Consider the following 17,327-nt stretch of genomic DNA (forward strand, 5'->3'; position numbering starts at 1 on the left):
ATCCATCGCAGTCAAGTGCTTAGAGATGAACTTATTGGAGATTGTGAAAATTCATCGCAAAACACGGCTTGTATGGGTATTTTTCACGTAGCTTTGAAATATATGCTTACAATTTTCATTTTACGTTGAGCTTCGTCAAATTTTAGTTCGACTGAACTTTGAGCGATTTTTTGCCTGTATCGATATACCGGATGCATATCAATCACCTCATTGTGCATGGTTATAAATAAGCAGCCGAGATACTTCTTTTGGTAATTAGGTAGGCATAAGGTAAAGACTGGTGGTATGATGAGTTAATAAAAATAGAGCAAGAAGCAACTGGAAAACTGATCAGATGGTTATAAAGGCTGATAGCCCAGCAACATTTGCTGAGAAATACATTATTGAGAGTATCTGGAATAATCACTTCCCCCAGGGCTCAATCCTTCCCGCAGAACGAGAGTTGTCAGAACTCATTGGTGTGACACGGACAACCCTTCGTGAGGTATTGCAGCGTCTGGCCCGTGATGGCTGGCTGACAATTCAGCATGGCAAGCCAACCCGGGTCAACAACTACATGGACACCTCGGGGCTAAGTATTCTCGATACCCTAATCACACTTGATGGCCAAGATGTTCAGGGCGTACTGGAAGACTTGCTTTCGGCACGTACCGATATCAGCAGTGTATACATGCGCTATGCCATCAAGGGGAATCCTGAAGAGTCTTCTGCCTTGATCAAGCACGTGATTGAGGAATGTGAAGCCCTGTTGAAGGCCGATAGTTTTGCCGACTACATTGAGCAAAGCGAAGACAAAGCGGACTTGATGCAGGAAGTGAAAAAGATCGTTGATAAATACGGTAAAGATGATCCTGAACTGTGTGAGGCCATTTGCCGTGCCCGCGCGTTTAACTACTTTGACTACCGTATGTTCCAGGGCATGGCCTCGAAGTCGGGCAATACCCTGTATGTGCTAACAATTAACGGTCTACGCAAAATCTATACCCGTGTTGGCGGTTATTACTTCATGTCCAAAGAAGCGTGTGAGCTTGCTCTTGAGTTCTACCGTGACATGAAGTCCTACTGTGACAACAACCAGCCAGAGCTGGTCGCTGATCGTATCCGCAAATACGGTCGCGAGAGTGGGGCGATTTGGTATGCTAACCGTATTGAAATTGCCCGTTACTTGTTCGAAGAAGAACAGTAATTCGAGTAGTCGATTTCGCTCAGCGGTAAAGAAAAGGAGATGCCAAGGCATCTCCTTTTTGTTTCCAAATGTTAAAGTGTATGTAACGGTTACGGGGTGATGATTGTGCTTGTCAGGTTAAATAGACAAGCAATCAGATCTCCGCATTGTACTGGGCATGGTTAGGGCAGGTACCCAAGATATGGGTCCGTCCGTCAGGTAGCTCCTCCTCCAAGGTCACGTCAAAGCCCCACAAGCGGTGCAGATGTTTCAATACCTCCTGATGGCTGTTCGCTAACGGGATGCGGTTGTGTGGGACATAGCGCAAGGTTAGTGAACGGTCGCCTTTCAGTGCGACATTCCAGACTTGGATATTCGGTTCATTGTTGCTGAGGTTGTACTGGGATGACAGTTTCTCCCTGATAGCCCGATATCCTTCCTCATTGTGAATTGCACTGACTTCGACATAGTTGTGGCGGTCGTCATCGTTTACCGCGAACAGTTTGAAGTCACGAATCACCTTCGGTGACAAGAACTGGCTAATAAAGCTTTCGTCCTTGAAGTTCTCCATCGCAAAGTGGAGCGTGTCCAACCAGTCTTTACCGGCGATGTCCGGGAACCAGTATTTGTCTTCCTCGGTCGGATTCTCACAGATCCGGCGGATGTCCTGGAACATGGCAAAGCCCAGTGCATAAGGGTTGATCCCGCTATAGTAAGGGCTATTGTAGTCCGGCTGGGCCACCACATTGGTATGGCTGTGCAAGAACTCGATAATGAACCGATCGGTGACCAGACCTTCGTCATACAAGTGGTTGAGGATGGTGTAGTGCCAGAAGGTTGCCCACCCTTCATTCATGACCTGGGTCTGTTTCTGAGGGTAGAAGTACTGGCTGATCTTGCGAACAATCCTGACCACTTCGCGTTGCCATGGCTCCAGCAGGGGCGCATGTTTTTCAATAAAGTAGAGAATATTTTCCTGCGGCTCGGCCGGGAATCGTATTTCTTGGGCCTCGACCACCTCTTCCTGCTGGACCGGAATTGTTCGCCACAAGGAGTTAACCTGTGTCTGCAGGTAGTCTTCCCGGGCTTTCTGGCGTGCCTTTTCCTCGACCATAGAGATCTTCTGCGGTCGTTTATAGCGGTCAACGCCGTAGTTCATCAAGGCATGGCAAGAGTCCAGTAGCTTCTCGACCTCGTCTACCCCGTATTTTTCCTCACACTCGGTAATATATTTACGGGCAAACAGTAAGTAGTCGATGATTGAACTGGCATCCGTCCAGGTCTTGAACAAGTAATTGCCTTTGAAGAACGAGTTATGGCCATAGCAGGCATGGGCCATAACCAAGGCCTGCATGGTAATGGTGTTCTCTTCCATCAGATAGGCAATACAGGGATCGGAGTTGATAACAATTTCGTAGGCGAGGCCCATCTGGCCGTGCTTGTAGCCCCGCTCGGTTTCGATGAAACGCTTACCAAATGACCAGTGGTGGTAGTTGATCGGCATACCAATACTGGAATAAGCATCCATCATCTGTTCGGCAGTGATGATCTCGATTTGGTTGGGGTAGGCATCAAGCCGGTAGTGTTCTGCTACCCGCTTGATTTCCTTGTGGTATCTATCCAACAAATCGAATGTCCAATCTGGACCGTCACTGAGTGTCTTAGAATTGGCGGCTGTCTCCATAGCACATTCCCCCTCAAGCGATGTTAACTGACTTGCTTTTTAAATAGCTCCCGGAATACAGGGAAAATGTCTTCCACACTCCTGATATTCTGCATCGCAAAGTTACTGTGGCTGGCTTGTAGCGCCTCATATTCCCGCCATAGTGTTTGGTGTGCACGGCGTGTGATTTCGATATACGAGTAGTAACGGGTTACGGGCAAGATCTCTTTGTCCAAGAGCTCACGGCAGCCTGGTGAATCATCGGCCCAGTTATCCCCATCCGATGCCTGTGCCGCGTAGATATTCCATTCGGCAGGCGAGTAGCGTTTCTTTACAATCTCGTTCATCAAGCGCAATGCACTGGACACTATGGTGCCCCCGGTTTCTTGGGAGTAGAAGAACTCATGTTCATCCACTTCCTTGGCCTGGGTATGGTGGCGGATAAACACGACGTCGACATTCTTGTAGGTCCGGTTGAGGAACAGGTACAGCAAGATGTAGAAGCGTTTGGCCATATCCTTGGTGGCCTGATCCATCGATCCCGAGACATCCATTAAGCAGAACATCACCGCCTGGCTGCTCGGTTGAGGCCGGCGCTCGTAGTTCTTGTAGCGCAAGTCAAAGGTATCAATGAACGGCACACTACTGATTTTCTGGCGTAATCCCTGGATTTCCTCTTTAATCCGCTCCTCCTCGAAAGGCTGGGCGGGTTCGGTGTTCATCAGCAAATCCAGTGTCTTTTCTAGCTCACGCAGCTGGCGGCGTTTGGCTGCCGTCATTGCGGTACGCCGCGCCAGCGAATTCTGGAGCGATTTTACAATGGCTATGTTGGCCGGCACGCCGGACGACTTGTAGCCCGAACGGAACGTTTTCCACTCAACGATTTTGTTGAGCTGGTTTTTTTCGAGGTTTGGCAGTTCCAAATCCTCAAAGAGTAAGTCGAGGTATTCATCTTTGGAGATTTGGAATACGAATTCATCCTGGCCCTCACCATCGGGGCTGGCCTGTCCCTCTCCAGCACCGCCTTGTCCGCCCCCTCCTTGGGGGCGTTCAATTCGGTCTCCGGGGCTGAACTGGTCATTGCCCGGGTGGACAACTTCACGTTGTCCGCCCCGGCCTTGGTGAAAGCTTGGCTCGCGGATGTCACGGTTTGGAATAGTAATATCTTCACCGCTTTCCACATCGGTAATCGAGCGTTTGTTCACCGCATCAGCAATCGATTCTTTGATCTGCTGCTTGTGACGGCGCAGGAAACGCTGACGGTTTACCGTGCTTTTGTTTTTACCGTTGAGCCTGCGGTCTATAAAATGCGCCATAAGCTCTCCCCTTATTCATCCCATCTAACTTACGAAGACTTACGCACACGCAGGTACCACTCAGACAGCAGGCGGACCTGTTTGCGGGTATAGCCTTTTTCCATCATACGGGCAACGAAGTCGTCATGTTTCTTCTGTTCTTCCGTTGATGTTTTGGCGTTGAATGAAATAACTGGCAGCAGCTCTTCGGTATTCGAGAACATTTTCTTCTCGATGACCGTACGAAGTTTTTCATAGCTGGTCCAGTTCGGGTTCTTACCGGCGTTGCTGGCTCGGGCACGAAGCACGAAGTTGACGATCTCGTTACGGAAATCTTTCGGATTACTGATCCCGGCCGGTTTCTCGATTTTCTCCAACTCATTGTTAAGTGCGGCGCGGTCGAATAGCTGGCCTGTCTCTGGGTCACGGTATTCCTGGTCTTGGATCCAGAAGTCGGCATAGCTGACGTAGCGGTCAAAGATATTCTGGCCATACTCAGAGTAGGACTCGAGGTAAGCGGTCTGGATTTCTTTACCGATAAATTCGACGTACTTAGGTGTTAGGTAACCCTTGAGGTGCTCAAGATATTTCTCGGCCAACTCTTGTGGGAACTGCTCACGCTCAATCTGCTGTTCTAGTACATAGAACAGGTGGACTGGGTTAGCTGCCACTTCGGAGTGGTCGAAGTTGAACACGCGAGATAGGATCTTGAACGCGAAACGGGTAGACAGACCAGCCATACCTTCATCGACACCGGCATAATCACGGTATTCCTGATAAGACTTGGCCTTCGGATCGGTATCTTTGAGTGTTTCACCGTCATAGACCCGCATCTTCGAGTACAAGCTCGAGTTCTCAGGCTCTTTCAGGCGAGAAAGCACCGAGAAGCGGGCAAGAATTTCCAAGGTAGAAGGTGAGCATGGTGCCGCCGACAGCTCAGAGCTCTGCAACAGTTTCTCGTAGATTTTGATCTCTTCGGAAACGCGCAGACAGTACGGCACTTTGACAATGAAGACACGGTCAAGGAAGGCTTCATTGTTCTTGTTGTTACGGAATGACTGCCACTCCGACTCATTGGAGTGGGCCAGAATAATACCGTCAAATGGCAGTGCTGATAGCCCCTCGGTACCGTTGTAGTTGCCTTCCTGCGTGGCAGTCAACAGCGGGTGGAGTACTTTCAGCGGTGCCTTGAACATCTCGACGAATTCCATCAGGCCTTGGTTGGCCTTACAGAGAGCACCTGAGTAGCTATAGGCATCCGGATCGTCCTGGGCGAAGTGCTCAAGTTGGCGGATATCTACTTTACCTACCAGTGACGAGATATCTTGGTTGTTTTCATCACCCGGCTCGGTCTTGGCAATACCGACTTGGTCGAGAATAGAAGGGCGAACCTTCACGACTTTGAATTTGGTGATATCACCACCGAATTCGTGCAGGCGTTTGGCGGCCCAAGGCGACATAATGGTGTTGAGGTAGCGTTCGGGGATACCGTATTCCTTCTTGAGGATATCGCCGTCTTCAACTTTATCGAACAAGCAGAATGGGTGGTCATTGACTGGGCTGCGCTCGCCGTTGGCTGTTAGCACATATACTGGCACCTTCTGCATGAGGCTTTTCAGTTTTTCAGCCAACGATGACTTACCACCACCTACAGGACCAAGTAAATAGAGGATTTGCTTACGCTCTTCCAGACCCTGTGCGGCGTGTTTGAGGTAGGAAACGATTTGCTCAATCGCATCTTCCATACCATAAAAATCTTCAAAGGTTTTATAGCGGGAAATCACGCGGTTGGAGAAAAGGCGGCTCAAGCGTGGGTCTTGAGCGGTATCAATCATTTCGGGTTCGCCGATGGCCATCAGCAAACGTTCTGCTGCGTTGACGTAAGCGCTGCGATCGTTACGGCAAATCTCAAGGAACTCTTGCAATGAAAGCTCTTCATCCTTGGATTCTTCATAGCGTTGACGATAGTGGTCAAAAATACTCATGGTATGCCCCCTGAATCGTTCTTTAATCAATTAGAAAGGACGAAAACACAAATCTTTCACATCCCCCATATCTTAAGACTAGACCTAACTGATTAAATTGCTTGACTGAGTTGTTGGTTTATAAACTAAATTTCCTTTTTCGGTGTTCCTTACAAGCTGCATATATTTTGCTCATTAATCTACTATCCTCCTATAAATCGCGTTCTGCAAGTGCTGGTGTTTAAAAAAAATCACGAAAATGTTGATAGCTTGTGATGGTGCTCGCTTGTGGAAATGGATAGTCAGATATGATGAATTTTATTTCTTGGCCAGAGCTATTAACTGAATGCAAAGGATTTCATTGTTTCAAGATGGGGTTAAATGAGGTTGGGTCAGAGCAAGATGGCTTTTTTGCAAAAAAATGAATTTTCCACTGTTATTCTTGCAAATAAGCAGGAAGTCGATAGGGATTACGGGGGGCTTTTTCATCCCATACCGGTGTCAAAAAAAGGCGAGCAGGAGTTATTTTGAGAGCTAAATCAAAATCTCTGGCTTAAGCTAAAAAAGTGCCGAAAGTTGGGGGGAGCCTAATTAATGAGTATTTCTCGTGTTGATACTGTTTCAATCCCTGTTTCTGATCAAAATCAGGCGTTAGCTTTTTACCGCGATGCTTTGGGGTTTGAGCTTATACGCGATCACCAAGCAGATCAGCATAAGCGCTGGATCCAGCTTGCGCCCAAAGGGGCTGAAACGACAATCAGTTTGGTGATGCCTTTTGGAGGAATGAAAGCCGGATCCGTACAGGGATTGGTGGTACAGACCGATGATATCCACTTGACCCACCACGAACTGTCGAGCCGGGGGGTTCCGCTGTCAGAGATTGTGACCCTGATCGGGGGGCGATTTGCGACCTTCGCTGATCCTGATGGCAATGGCTGGGTGCTTATTGAAGCGAATACCCAGATGCTGGCTTGACAGGATGATGGAGGATACCTGACGGCAGCTGCCGTACAGGTATTTTTATGGTGCGCCGAGCATGGCGTTGTTCTAGGAGGTGAAAGTCCTCTACGGGCTCAGTCGAGCGAGAACCGTTAGCCTATGCAAGGGTGCCCACCGTGAGGTGGGATCTGAAGGAAGCAAACGGCAAAACTTGGTTGTGACGAACAGAAATCTGATAGTAGGCCAGTACAACTTGGGTAACCTAGCAACATATAGAATAGCCCAATGCCTCGACGGGAAGTGTGTACGGGTAAATCAGGCACAGCCAAGGGAAAGAACAACGTCTTACCTCGGGAGATCTTATTACCTGTCTCGGGCGAGACTAATGCAGCAGTGATGCTGTGTGATGGGAAATAAGAAGTCAGCAGAAGGCATAGTACCTTGGGGAAGTACAACCCAAGGGAAGGCCGGAACTGAATATATCAAGAAGCAGTCACTAGACACTCAATCATGTGGAGTCATAGCAAGATGATCAAAATCTCTACGTACCAATGGGCAACACCGCAAGTGACGCTCATGGCCACGAAGAATGACAAGCATGATCGGCGTAGACAGGAGGACGAGTCTTGGTGACCTCAACTCAGTTGATGGAGCAGATCTGTTCATCAACGAATCTGAACCAAGCCCTGAGAAGAGTGAAGAAGAACAAAGGGTGTGCTGGTGTCGATAAACTCGATATAACAGCGACTATCTCGATGCTTCGGCAGTCTTCAAATGGGCAAGCGCTCCGCCAGAGCCTTCTGGATGGGAGCTATCAACCCCAACCTGTTCTGGGTGTAGAAATCCCTAAACCTAGCGGGGGAGTTAGGCAACTAGGTATCCCAACAGTACTTGATAGGATAGTCCAACAGGCTATCACCTCAGTACTGACAGATATCTATGAACCGAAGTTCTCCCACAGTAGTTACGGGTTCAGGCCCAACCGTAGTGCCCACCATGCTCTGGCGGCAGCAAGCCACTACATCAGGGAGGGGCGGGGTTATGTAGTCGATGTTGACCTAGCGAAATACTTCGATACCGTGAACCACGATAGGCTGATGCACAGGCTATCGAAAGATATCACAGATAAACGGGTACTGAAGCTGATCAGGTCATACCTACAGGCAGGCATAATGCGAAACGGGTTAGTCGAGCAGAGGCAACGAGGGACACCACAGGGTGGCCCACTATCTCCGCTGCTATCAAATATCGTATTAGATGAGTTGGATAAAGAGCTTGAACGAAGAGGGCATAAGTTCTGCCGATATGCAGACGACTGCCAAATCTACGTACACAGTGAGGAAGCCGCAAATCGAGTAAAAGCCTCGATAACGGAGTTCTTGGAGCAGAAACTGAAACTCACGGTCAACCGGGAGAAGAGTGCGGCAACAAGAGTGACAGAGCGGACTTACTTAGGCCATCGCTTCCAACGAGATGGAAGTATCCATATCTCGAAGACAGCACAAACTCACATGAAGAAGCGAGTGCGTCAAATAACGAAGCGGAATCGAGGACGAGAGTTGAAGACAGTAATAGTCGAACTAACTCAATATCTAAGAGGTTGGCAACACTACTTCAAGCTCGCCATGCGGAAAAGCGCGATGCAGCGCTTGGATGAATGGATAAGACGGCGCTTACGGTGCTACCGACTCAAGCAGCGAAAACGCAGACACAGCATAGCGACATGGTTACGCCAAGAAGGCGTAAACGAGCGCAATGCTTGGAAGCTAGCGATGTCAGAGAAAGGATGGTGGCATCTGGCTTTATCGCCGCAGCTCAATCAGGCTATGCCAACGAAACGGTTCAAGGAGATGGGCATGTACTCATTGATAGATGGGTATGAGTCACTGAAAATATATTCGGAACCGCCGTATGCGACCCACGCTTGTACGGTGGTGTGAGAGGACGGAGGCCGTGAGGCCTCCTCCTACTCGATTGCAGCGGGCAGCTTAACCCGTATGCTAAGCCGCTAGCGCTTGACCTGGATCTGGGTGGTGAGGGTATGTGATTCACCCGGTGCCAGTGTGATGCTCTGGCTGTTGTGGATGGTCGACTCTACACACACCATGGTTTCAAAGCTGTCGTCGGCCATATCTGCCATGCTTTCAGACAGTGCCTGCCATGGGTTCCAGATCACTGCAGCATTGTGGCCGCTATTGGTGACTGCTATCTGGCGGCGGTTGCCGTCGTGGATCATCACCGTTGATTCTGGCTGGGTGTAAACACGGTCGACTTCGCCGTTAAAGGAGAGCTGTTCGCCGCCCTGGCAGATCTGACCTGACTGGGTGCTGTCTTGGTACTGGCTGCCCATCTGGGAGATTGTCGTCTCGCGGATGCTTTCTACATTGAAATAAGTATGAAGCGCGCCGGAGTAGCTCCACGCGCTGTCGTCTGTATTGGTGGAGGTCAGTGAGACATTCAGGCTGGTGCCAATTTCGAAGGTTAGCATATTGCTGAACTTGTGCGGCCAAACCGCGCGGGTCTCATCGGAGTCGGATAGGGTCAGGGCGACGATAACGCCATTGTCGTTTTCGCGGTGCTCGTGAAGTACCCACTCGCTGTTACGGGCGAAACCGTGCGAAGGGGCGGCAGCCTTGCCAAACCACGGCCAGCATACTGGGATGCCGCCACGGATCGCTTTAGCGACATCAAACTCGGCTTTTTCGCTCAGCCAAATTACATCATCCTCACCTTTAGGCTTGAACCAAACAAGATGGCCACCATGCAGGGAAATACCCGCTTCGGCCTGTGCATGGTTGATCCGTACAATCTTGATCCCTTGGTATTCACAGATAGTGACAGCATCGGATAAGGCCGCCACTGTTGGAAGAGTATTGAAATCCATCAGACTATCCTTTGGTTGTTGCAATGTATAAATGATTGCCACCTTGGTGGAAAAGTAACAGTCAATTCTACACTTATTTTTATTTAAAAAATAACGGAGTCCATTAAAAAATATTTGTTAAATTTGTAATTATTTTTTAGTGGCTGTTTAGTGCTTGCTGGTTGGCGAGCGCGGGATACAAAGTACGAATACAAAAAAGGCGACACCGTAGCGTCGCCTTTTATCTTCTAGCTAAAAGCTTACATTACTTAGAGATGTGAGCGATTAGGTCTAGAACTTTGTTTGAGTAACCGATTTCGTTGTCGTACCAAGATACAACTTTAACGAAGTTATCAGTTAGAGCGATACCAGCTTTAGCATCGAATACAGAAGTCTGTACTTCACCGATGAAGTCCTGAGATACAACCTGGTCTTCAGTGTAACCTAGAACACCTTTCAGCTCGCCTTCAGAAGCTTCTTTCATTGCTGCACAGATAGCTTCGTAAGATGCGCCAGTTTTTAGGTTAACTGTTAGGTCAACTACAGAAACGTTAGCAGTTGGTACACGGAAAGCCATACCAGTTAGTTTGCCGTTTAGTTCTGGAAGAACAACGCCTACAGCTTTAGCAGCACCAGTTGAAGATGGGATGATGTTCTGAGAAGCACCACGACCACCACGCCAGTCTTTAGCAGAAGGACCGTCAACAGTCTTCTGAGTAGCTGTAGTAGCGTGAACAGTAGTCATCAGACCAGACTCGATGCCGAACTTGTCGTTAAGAACTTTAGCGATTGGCGCTAGGCAGTTTGTAGTACAAGAAGCGTTAGAAACGATGTCCTGACCAGCGTAAGTGTCTTGGTTAACACCCATAACGATCATTGGAGTCGCATCTTTAGATGGACCAGTTAGAACAACTTTCTTCGCACCAGCTGTGATGTGCTGACGAGCAGTCTCGTCAGTTAGGAAGATACCTGTTGCTTCAGCAACAACGTCAACACCGATTTCGTCCCACTTAAGGTCCGCTGGGTTACGCTCTGCAGTTACGCGAACTGTTTTGCCGTTAACGATTAGGTTGCCACCTTCTACTTCAACAGTACCGTTGAAGCGGCCGTGAGTTGAATCGTACTTAAGCATGTAAGCCATGTACTCAACGTCGATTAGGTCGTTGATACCAACAACTTCGATGTCGTTACGCTCTACAGAAGCACGGAAAACAAAACGTCCAATACGGCCAAAACCGTTAATACCTACTTTGATAGTCATTACAGTTGCTCCACAACTTAATTTCTAATGAAAGATAACTGGTAGTAAAATTACAGAATCTAACGTGACGCTGCAAGTGAAAAACGAACTTAAATTGCGTAAGGTCAAAAAAAAGTTCGGATTTTTTTTACATTCCTACTACAACGCTGCAAATTCGTACAGAAGTTGTATGAATATCAATCATTGCTGTTATTAACTTTTAATATCAACACGAAGCCCATTCAAAATATGCTTTAATGAGCAGTGAAGATGTAAAATCCTTTCGAGCAGAAAGTATGTGCCACAGACCACAGAAATGGCAACCATTTTTCGGAAGAGATAACGTGAAAATTACAAGAAGGAAAGGTAATGTCAGTAAAATCAGAATCTTATTGGCGTGAGAAGCTGACAGAAGAACAGTATCACATCTGTCGGGAGCAGGGGACCGAGGCTCCTTTTTCCGGTAAGTTGCTCCATAACCGCGAAACCGGTATTTATAGCTGTACCTGTTGCCAGGCACCATTATTCCATTCGGGCAGCAAATACGACTCAGGCTGCGGCTGGCCAAGTTTTGATGCGCCAATCGCTCGCGACGCGATTCGCTACCTCGACGATCACAGCCATGGTATGCACCGAATCGAGATCCGCTGTGCCCAGTGTGACAGCCACCTTGGCCATGTTTTCCCGGACGGCCCGAAAACCACCGGGGAAAGGTACTGTGTTAACTCAGTATCCCTGTTGTTTAATAATGAGGGTGCTGATAGCGAGCACTAGGGCGGCTAACGAACTTACGCCCTGCACCCCTCACAGGCATCACAGGGCGTATCAGCAGTTTTATCGATAGGCTGGTTTAATCCGCCATGCTAGCGAGGAACCTGCCATCACTGAGTGCCTGGGCAATCCGCTCTGCCTGCTCATTCAATTCACTGCGACGCTCGTCGCTCATAGGGTAGAAGGCATTGAGCTTCTCCTGGCTGGCGACCGGTATAGCTAATTTACCCCCGACTTTGGCCCACAGGTAGGCATGCTCATTCGCCCCGTTTTGGTGGGACAGCGTTGCCAGGCCTTGAATGATTTCTGGTTTTATCTTCGGTTTGCGCGGATAGAGCTCAAGAGAGTGCTTGAGCAGCTGGATTGTTTTCTCCTGATCTTTGGTGGTGTAAAAGGTGGCCAGGGCCAGCTGCATCTCCGGTGTTTCCATTTCAGGCGTGCCTTCGAGCCTCAAGAATTTCCGCAGTGCATCTCTGTCGCCTTGGCTCCAGCGGAAATACAGGATCTCGGGATCATTTGAGTCGGCGAGCTCAAGGTTGAGTCGCTTGATGGAAGCGTAGGCACTGAGCATGGCTTGGGTACGGTGGGTTTTGCGCTCTTTCAATTCGGTAGGTTCGATACGGGCGGCATACTCCAGGCATTTCTGATAATCGTAGGTATATTGCAGCTCTTTGAACTTTTCTTTGTCGCTGGGATCTTTCTGCACTTCGTAACGTTGCCAAATCAAGTTTACCCGCTGCAGCCGGCATTGGCCGTCATTGAGGTTGGTATCGGCGCAGAGTTGGGGCTCGGCCTCACACAAGCTGTCGGTAGAGCGGTGGCGCTCGAAGCAACCGCTGACGAGGATGACGCTGGCCAACAGAAGGGTAAGTTTTGGTATTGTTTTTCTCATTTGGCTTCCAGTGCCTTCATAAAGGTGTTCTTATTAATGAGTTTATCAAAATGGCGATAAAAGACTGCGGCGGGCCGCCGGTTTTGAGCAGTGTGATCCCCCAAGCATTTTATCGACGTATTCTTGGCGAGCTTTAATGGAAACTGCTATTACTGCGGGCAACAACAATCATTAAATGGAAAAGTGAACAGCAATGGATATAGAAACGGTGCTCAACGCCATGACCCCTGAAGTTTACCAGCGGCTTTCAACCGCGGTTGAAATTGGCAAGTGGCCAGATGGAACGCCTTTGACCCATGATCAACGCGATTCGGCTATGCAGGCTGTGATGCTCTATCAGTCTCGTCATAATTCGAAAGCGGCCCATATGACTGTCGAGAAAGGCGGCGAACTCAAATTTAAGTCCAAGGCGGAACTGAAAAAAGAGTTTGCAGGCGAGGAGCCTGCAGCAGCGGTGACCGCCGATGATATAGCCCGATTTGAGCATGATCAGCTATAAGGCTTAGCACGGCACAGGCATATTATTTTATGGTGCCGAGTACCACGGGCGGGCAATAGAAACCTGACAGCTCGTGGTCTTCCTCTCCAACCAGGTTGGCGACCCAGGGCTCTTGTTCGATACGTGCAAGGTAGCGGTCGAGGTGCGGGTAGTGGGAAAACCTCAGTCCAGCCATCCAACCGCTTCGCAACACACTCCACAAGCTTATTTCTGCCATCGAAAGGTGGTCGCCGATATAGCCCTGCTCGGGCAACTGCTCTTCAAGGTACTGTATGGCCCGAGGCAGGTGGTGCTCGAGGCACTGCTCGACGGCTTCTTCATCGACGTCTTTTTCGAGCATTTTGCCCCTCAGGATTTTCTGGTAGAACAATACGCCGCCAATGAGCGATGTGAGCCGGGTATCGGCATACTCTTCCAGCCAGCGGATTTTCGCCCGGGTGAGCGGGTCGCCGGGATATAACGGGGGGACGGGATATTGGTCATCAAGGTAATGGGCTATGACCGTGGAGTCGATAATGCTGTGCTGGTCGACCTCCAGCACAGGCACTTTACCGAGCGGATGGCGCTTTTGAGCCAGCTCCTTTTCAAAGTAGGGGTTGAGGGGCTGAAGCTCGTAGTTGATCCCTTTGTAGGCAAGGGCCAGCATGATTTTTCTGACAAATGGTGAAATCGAGGAACCATGTAGGATCATAATGTACGGGCGGCCTTTTGCTGACAGGAATAGTCAAAGTGTAGCCGAGTTGTTGTTTATGCGGGGAGAACAATGAAAACGGCAGCGATTTGCTGCCGTTTTTGTTTTTGGCGAGGCCCATTTGGCGCTTAGAGTGTCAGTTCGCCGCGAAGATCCTGTTGCATCATGCTACGGACGGTTTCTACCGGTAGATCTTGGCTTAGCAGGAAGTGAAGCTTGGCCAGTGCGGCTTCCGGGGTCATGTCGTAGCCGCTGAGTACCCCGGCGTCAGCCAGGGCACAGCCCGTCGCATATCCGCCCATGTTGACCTTACCCGACAGGCATTGGGTCAGGTTCATGACGATAACACCACGGTCGCTTGCCTCTTTGAGCTGTTCTAGCAGTTCCGGGTTTTGCGGCGCATTACCCACACCGAAGGTCAGCAAGATCATGGCATTGACTGGCTGGCGCAGGGTATTGCGGATCACTTCAGGCGAGATCCCCGGATACATGGTGATCACGCCAATAGGCTGTGGCGTGATGTTGTGAACCGTGAACGGCCCGTCTGGTTTCTTGTCGATTTCAACATTATTGAGTTGGATGTTGATACCGGCTTCCAGCAGCGGTGGTAGGTTAGGTGAAATAAAGGCACCGAATCCGTCTGCGTGGGCTTTGGTACTGCGGTTACCGCGGATCAGCTTGTTGTTGAAAAATACAGTGACTTCATTGATCGGGTAGTTAGCCGCAACGTGCAGCGAGTTGAGCAGGTTGCTCTGGCCGTCAGAGCGCAATTCCGCGAGGGGAATTTGCGAACCGGTCACAATCACTGGTTTGTCGAGGTTTTCGAACATGAACGACAGGGCCGATGCGGTGTATGCCATGGTATCCGTACCATGCAGGATCACAAAACCGTCGTACTTGTCGTAGTTCGCTTTAATATCATCAGCAATGCGCTGCCAATCCGCTGGCGTCATATCCGACGAATCAATCAGGGGATCGTATTCGTGAATGGTGAACTTTGGCATTTCTGCACGATGGAATTCTGGCATGCTTTCCAGCTGCTGCTCCATGAAGCCAGCAACCGGGATATAGCCGTGGTCGGACTTCTGCATGCCAATTGTGCCGCCAGTATAGGCGATGTAAATGTGTTTTCTTTCCATATGAAGGTACAGAATTATCGGTTTGGTGGGCGCATTATACGGGGTATGTAGCGTAAAAAAAGCCCGGCGATGCCGGGCTGATCTCACTTTTAAAGATCCGGGCAGTTTATACAGAAGGCATATTGCCCTTTTGGATCATTGAAGTTACCAAGGGTAGAGAGGTCTGTTACAACTTTTTTGGTGACCGGTTGCATAGCTTCCGGCAGTTCCCCCCATACCAGCTGGTGGAAGAAGACCTTGGCACCAGAACTGAATTGCTGCATGAATATCTCTGCAGTACTCAACGGTTTAGCCATCCAGCGAAGCTCGTAGTCATCGCCCAGCATGGCCAGTTCGGCGGCGCTGTTGACTGCATCATCAAAGTCACCGAGCTCGTCAACCAGACCGAGGGCCAGGGCATCTTGGCCGGTCCAGACCCTGCCCTGCGCAACGCTGTCGGCTTGCTCAAGCGTCATATCGCGGTATTGGCTAACCAAGCCGATGAAACGCTGGTAGCCATTTTCGATCCCAAGCTGGAAGATTTCGGCGATGCCTTCTGGCAATTCTCGGGTCACACCGACACCGGAGAATGGGGTAGTGCCAACGCCATCACTGTAGATCCCCATCTTTTCTAGCCCTTTTTCGAAAGTTGTCAGGATCGCGAAGATGCCGATTGAACCGGTAATCGTGGTCGGCTGGGCCATGATCTTGTCAGCAGAGGCGGAAATCCAGTAACCGCCAGATGCCGCAACACTCGACATCGACACCACCACAGGCTTGCCGGCGGCCTTGAGAGCGTCGACTTCGTTGCGGATCACTTCCGAGGCAAACGCACTGCCCCCCGGGCTATCTACGCGCAGGATCACTGATTTTACCTTGTCGTCCAGACGAGCTTCGCGCAGCAGGGCGGCAGTGGTATCACCGCCGACATTGCCCCGTTGCTGGCTGCCATCCATGATGGCCCCACTTGCGACCACTACCGCGATTTGGCTGTCACTCGGAAGCTGGGTGTCCGCGACTGTTGGCTGGTAATCGTAGTAGCTGATCTGGTTAAAGCTGTGGTCGTCGTTTTCACCAAACACATCAATAAGCTGTTGGCGAAGTTGCGGTCGGCTTACCAGCTCATCGATCAAGCCCATCTTTTGGCTTAGCTTGGCAAAGTCGCCGTCGACACTTTTCAGCTCGGCGACAAACTGATCAAGCTCTGGCGTCAGAGAACGGGCTTCAATTTGGCGGTTGCCAGCGACATCAGAGGTATAGGCCCCCCACAGCTGGTTTAGCCATGCGGTGTTGGCTTCGCGAGCTTCGTCAGACATACCGTCCAAGGTATACGGCTCGACGAATGACTTGTAAGTACCGACACGGAAGACATGGGTGTTGACGTTCAGCTTCTCGAACAGGCTCTTGTAGTACAGCGTATAACTGCCGTAACCCGTCAGCAGTACACCGCCATCCGGGGACATGAAGATTTTATCGGCGTAGCTCGACAGGTAGTACTGGCTCTGCTTGTAGTGATCGCCTATCGCGTAGACCGGCTTGCCGGATAGCTTGAACTCCTCGAGGGCCTTAGCGATATAGCGCAGCTTGGTCAGGTTAGTCTCTTGCATATCGCGCAGGTTGAGTACTAACCCGGTGATACGCTCGTCGGTCGCTGCAGTGCGCAGGGTCTCGACAATATCGAACAACACGTTCTCCTGTGCCTGTTCGTTGCCGAACGCACTGTTGGTCAGGCTATCGAGTGGGCTGGTATAGCTCCGCTGCTCGACAATCGGCCCCGAAAGGTCCAAGACCAGCGCCGCTTGCTCCGGTAGCTCTGGCTCCTTGCCGCTTTCGCTGAAGACAAAGAAAAGCGCGCCAATGATAATGAGGAAGAGTAAGTTGATGATCAGCTGACGGGTAAAGCTGATCAGTTTCCATATCCAACGGAAAATTTTGCCAATTCCTTTAAAGATCATTTTCATGAAGGTTCCTGATATTTAGCCAAGGCTCTGGGCCTGCTTATCTCTCAATCTATATCTGATTGGACGTAATAATTATGGTTAAGTTCTATGCTACCTGAGTAATCAAGGAATTACAGTATCTAATCGTATCGGCTGAATCGCCGGGGCAAACAAATGCGGGGCAGCTAGCATCAAAATGAATATACCTACTTTTATACAGAGAGTTAGATCTAAATCAATATATTGTTGCGTTAATGTAAACGTTTGTTTGAAATATGGTTGGTCCC

Annotated in this window: 14 protein-coding genes; 5 read left to right on the forward strand and 9 right to left on the reverse strand. The window is 49.7% G+C overall.

Annotation, left to right across the window (positions count from 1 at the left end):
* Nucleotides 1–334 precede the first annotated feature (334 nt).
* A complete protein-coding gene (fadR, locus tag PTW35_RS05320) occupies nucleotides 335–1,186 on the forward strand; it encodes a fatty acid metabolism transcriptional regulator FadR (RefSeq protein ID WP_281026817.1) in 852 nt (283 codons plus the stop codon).
* A gap of 133 nt (nucleotides 1,187–1,319) precedes the next feature.
* Here the strand turns inward: fadR and PTW35_RS05325 are convergent, their stop codons facing one another.
* From PTW35_RS05325 to PTW35_RS05335, 3 genes are read right to left on the reverse strand one after another with little or no spacing between them, the layout of a single operon-like run.
* Nucleotides 1,320–2,849 carry a SpoVR family protein gene (locus PTW35_RS05325; RefSeq protein ID WP_281026818.1) on the reverse strand — a complete coding sequence of 510 codons (1,530 nt, stop codon included), beginning with the start codon at nucleotides 2,847–2,849 and terminating at the stop codon, nucleotides 1,320–1,322.
* 23 nt (nucleotides 2,850–2,872) lie between these two features.
* The gene (locus PTW35_RS05330; protein WP_044622864.1) at nucleotides 2,873–4,144 is read right to left on the reverse strand and encodes a YeaH/YhbH family protein; all 1,272 of its coding nucleotides are present in this window, start codon (nucleotides 4,142–4,144) and stop codon (nucleotides 2,873–2,875) included.
* A gap of 29 nt (nucleotides 4,145–4,173) precedes the next feature.
* Complete coding sequence (locus PTW35_RS05335) at nucleotides 4,174–6,108, reverse strand: PrkA family serine protein kinase (protein ID WP_044622865.1); 1,935 nt, start codon at nucleotides 6,106–6,108, stop codon at nucleotides 4,174–4,176.
* Nucleotides 6,109–6,681: 573 nt separating this feature from the next.
* Here PTW35_RS05335 and PTW35_RS05340 point away from each other — a divergent pair.
* Complete coding sequence (locus PTW35_RS05340; RefSeq protein ID WP_281026819.1) at nucleotides 6,682–7,062, forward strand: VOC family protein; 381 nt, start codon at nucleotides 6,682–6,684, stop codon at nucleotides 7,060–7,062.
* Nucleotides 7,063–7,673: 611 nt separating this feature from the next.
* A complete protein-coding gene (gene ltrA / locus PTW35_RS05345) occupies nucleotides 7,674–8,966 on the forward strand; it encodes a group II intron reverse transcriptase/maturase (RefSeq protein WP_348637734.1) in 1,293 nt (430 codons plus the stop codon).
* 68 nt (nucleotides 8,967–9,034) lie between these two features.
* Here ltrA and PTW35_RS05350 read toward each other — a convergent pair whose 3' ends face one another.
* Nucleotides 9,035–9,910, reverse strand: a complete 876-nt coding sequence (locus PTW35_RS05350) for a D-hexose-6-phosphate mutarotase (protein ID WP_281026820.1) — start codon at nucleotides 9,908–9,910, stop codon at nucleotides 9,035–9,037.
* 244 nt (nucleotides 9,911–10,154) lie between these two features.
* On the reverse strand, nucleotides 10,155–11,150 hold the full coding sequence (gap, locus tag PTW35_RS05355; protein ID WP_039459186.1) for a type I glyceraldehyde-3-phosphate dehydrogenase: 996 nt from the start codon (nucleotides 11,148–11,150) through the stop codon (nucleotides 10,155–10,157).
* A gap of 348 nt (nucleotides 11,151–11,498) precedes the next feature.
* Here gap and msrB point away from each other — a divergent pair, with 348 nt between their 5' ends.
* Complete coding sequence (gene msrB / locus PTW35_RS05360) at nucleotides 11,499–11,903, forward strand: peptide-methionine (R)-S-oxide reductase MsrB (protein WP_281026821.1); 405 nt, start codon at nucleotides 11,499–11,501, stop codon at nucleotides 11,901–11,903.
* Nucleotides 11,904–11,979: 76 nt separating this feature from the next.
* Here msrB and PTW35_RS05365 read toward each other — a convergent pair whose 3' ends face one another.
* Nucleotides 11,980–12,792: a DUF2989 domain-containing protein gene (locus PTW35_RS05365; RefSeq protein WP_281026822.1), complete on the reverse strand. Its 813-nt coding sequence runs from the start codon at nucleotides 12,790–12,792 to the stop codon at nucleotides 11,980–11,982.
* Between the two features lie 193 nt (nucleotides 12,793–12,985).
* Between PTW35_RS05365 and PTW35_RS05370 the strand changes: the two genes are divergently transcribed.
* A complete protein-coding gene (locus PTW35_RS05370) occupies nucleotides 12,986–13,291 on the forward strand; it encodes a DUF1315 family protein (RefSeq protein ID WP_281026823.1) in 306 nt (101 codons plus the stop codon).
* A 22-nt stretch (nucleotides 13,292–13,313) separates the two neighbouring features.
* Here the strand turns inward: PTW35_RS05370 and PTW35_RS05375 are convergent, their stop codons facing one another.
* From PTW35_RS05375 to sppA, 3 genes are all read right to left on the reverse strand, one after another.
* Nucleotides 13,314–13,982, reverse strand: a complete 669-nt coding sequence (locus tag PTW35_RS05375; protein ID WP_281026824.1) for a glutathione S-transferase family protein — start codon at nucleotides 13,980–13,982, stop codon at nucleotides 13,314–13,316.
* A 128-nt stretch (nucleotides 13,983–14,110) separates the two neighbouring features.
* Nucleotides 14,111–15,121 (reverse strand): asparaginase, encoded by a 1,011-nt coding sequence (gene ansA / locus PTW35_RS05380; protein WP_281026825.1) that lies wholly within the window; start codon nucleotides 15,119–15,121, stop codon nucleotides 14,111–14,113.
* 89 nt (nucleotides 15,122–15,210) lie between these two features.
* Nucleotides 15,211–17,061, reverse strand: a complete 1,851-nt coding sequence (sppA, locus tag PTW35_RS05385) for a signal peptide peptidase SppA (protein ID WP_281026826.1) — start codon at nucleotides 17,059–17,061, stop codon at nucleotides 15,211–15,213.
* Nucleotides 17,062–17,327: the final 266 nt, after the last annotated feature.

Origin of the sequence: Photobacterium sp. DA100 (assembly GCF_029223585.1) — a bacterium.
GTDB lineage: Bacteria > Pseudomonadota > Gammaproteobacteria > Enterobacterales > Vibrionaceae > Photobacterium.

What these genes read in the sequence shown, in the direction of transcription:
- PTW35_RS05375 (WP_281026824.1), bottom strand. Translation starts at nt 13,982, where the DNA reads ATGATCCTACATGGTTCCTCGATTTCACCATTTGTCAGAAAAATCATG.
- gap (WP_039459186.1), bottom strand. Translation starts at nt 11,150, where the DNA reads ATGACTATCAAAGTAGGTATTAACGGTTTTGGCCGTATTGGACGTTTT.
- ltrA (WP_348637734.1), top strand. Translation starts at nt 7,674, where the DNA reads ATGGAGCAGATCTGTTCATCAACGAATCTGAACCAAGCCCTGAGAAGA.
- fadR (WP_281026817.1), top strand. Translation starts at nt 335, where the DNA reads ATGGTTATAAAGGCTGATAGCCCAGCAACATTTGCTGAGAAATACATT.
- msrB (WP_281026821.1), top strand. Translation starts at nt 11,499, where the DNA reads ATGTCAGTAAAATCAGAATCTTATTGGCGTGAGAAGCTGACAGAAGAA.
- PTW35_RS05365 (WP_281026822.1), bottom strand. Translation starts at nt 12,792, where the DNA reads ATGAGAAAAACAATACCAAAACTTACCCTTCTGTTGGCCAGCGTCATC.
- ansA (WP_281026825.1), bottom strand. Translation starts at nt 15,121, where the DNA reads ATGGAAAGAAAACACATTTACATCGCCTATACTGGCGGCACAATTGGC.
- PTW35_RS05325 (WP_281026818.1), bottom strand. Translation starts at nt 2,849, where the DNA reads ATGGAGACAGCCGCCAATTCTAAGACACTCAGTGACGGTCCAGATTGG.
- sppA (WP_281026826.1), bottom strand. Translation starts at nt 17,061, where the DNA reads ATGAAAATGATCTTTAAAGGAATTGGCAAAATTTTCCGTTGGATATGG.
- PTW35_RS05330 (WP_044622864.1), bottom strand. Translation starts at nt 4,144, where the DNA reads ATGGCGCATTTTATAGACCGCAGGCTCAACGGTAAAAACAAAAGCACG.
- PTW35_RS05350 (WP_281026820.1), bottom strand. Translation starts at nt 9,910, where the DNA reads ATGGATTTCAATACTCTTCCAACAGTGGCGGCCTTATCCGATGCTGTC.
- PTW35_RS05370 (WP_281026823.1), top strand. Translation starts at nt 12,986, where the DNA reads ATGGATATAGAAACGGTGCTCAACGCCATGACCCCTGAAGTTTACCAG.
- PTW35_RS05335 (WP_044622865.1), bottom strand. Translation starts at nt 6,108, where the DNA reads ATGAGTATTTTTGACCACTATCGTCAACGCTATGAAGAATCCAAGGAT.
- PTW35_RS05340 (WP_281026819.1), top strand. Translation starts at nt 6,682, where the DNA reads ATGAGTATTTCTCGTGTTGATACTGTTTCAATCCCTGTTTCTGATCAA.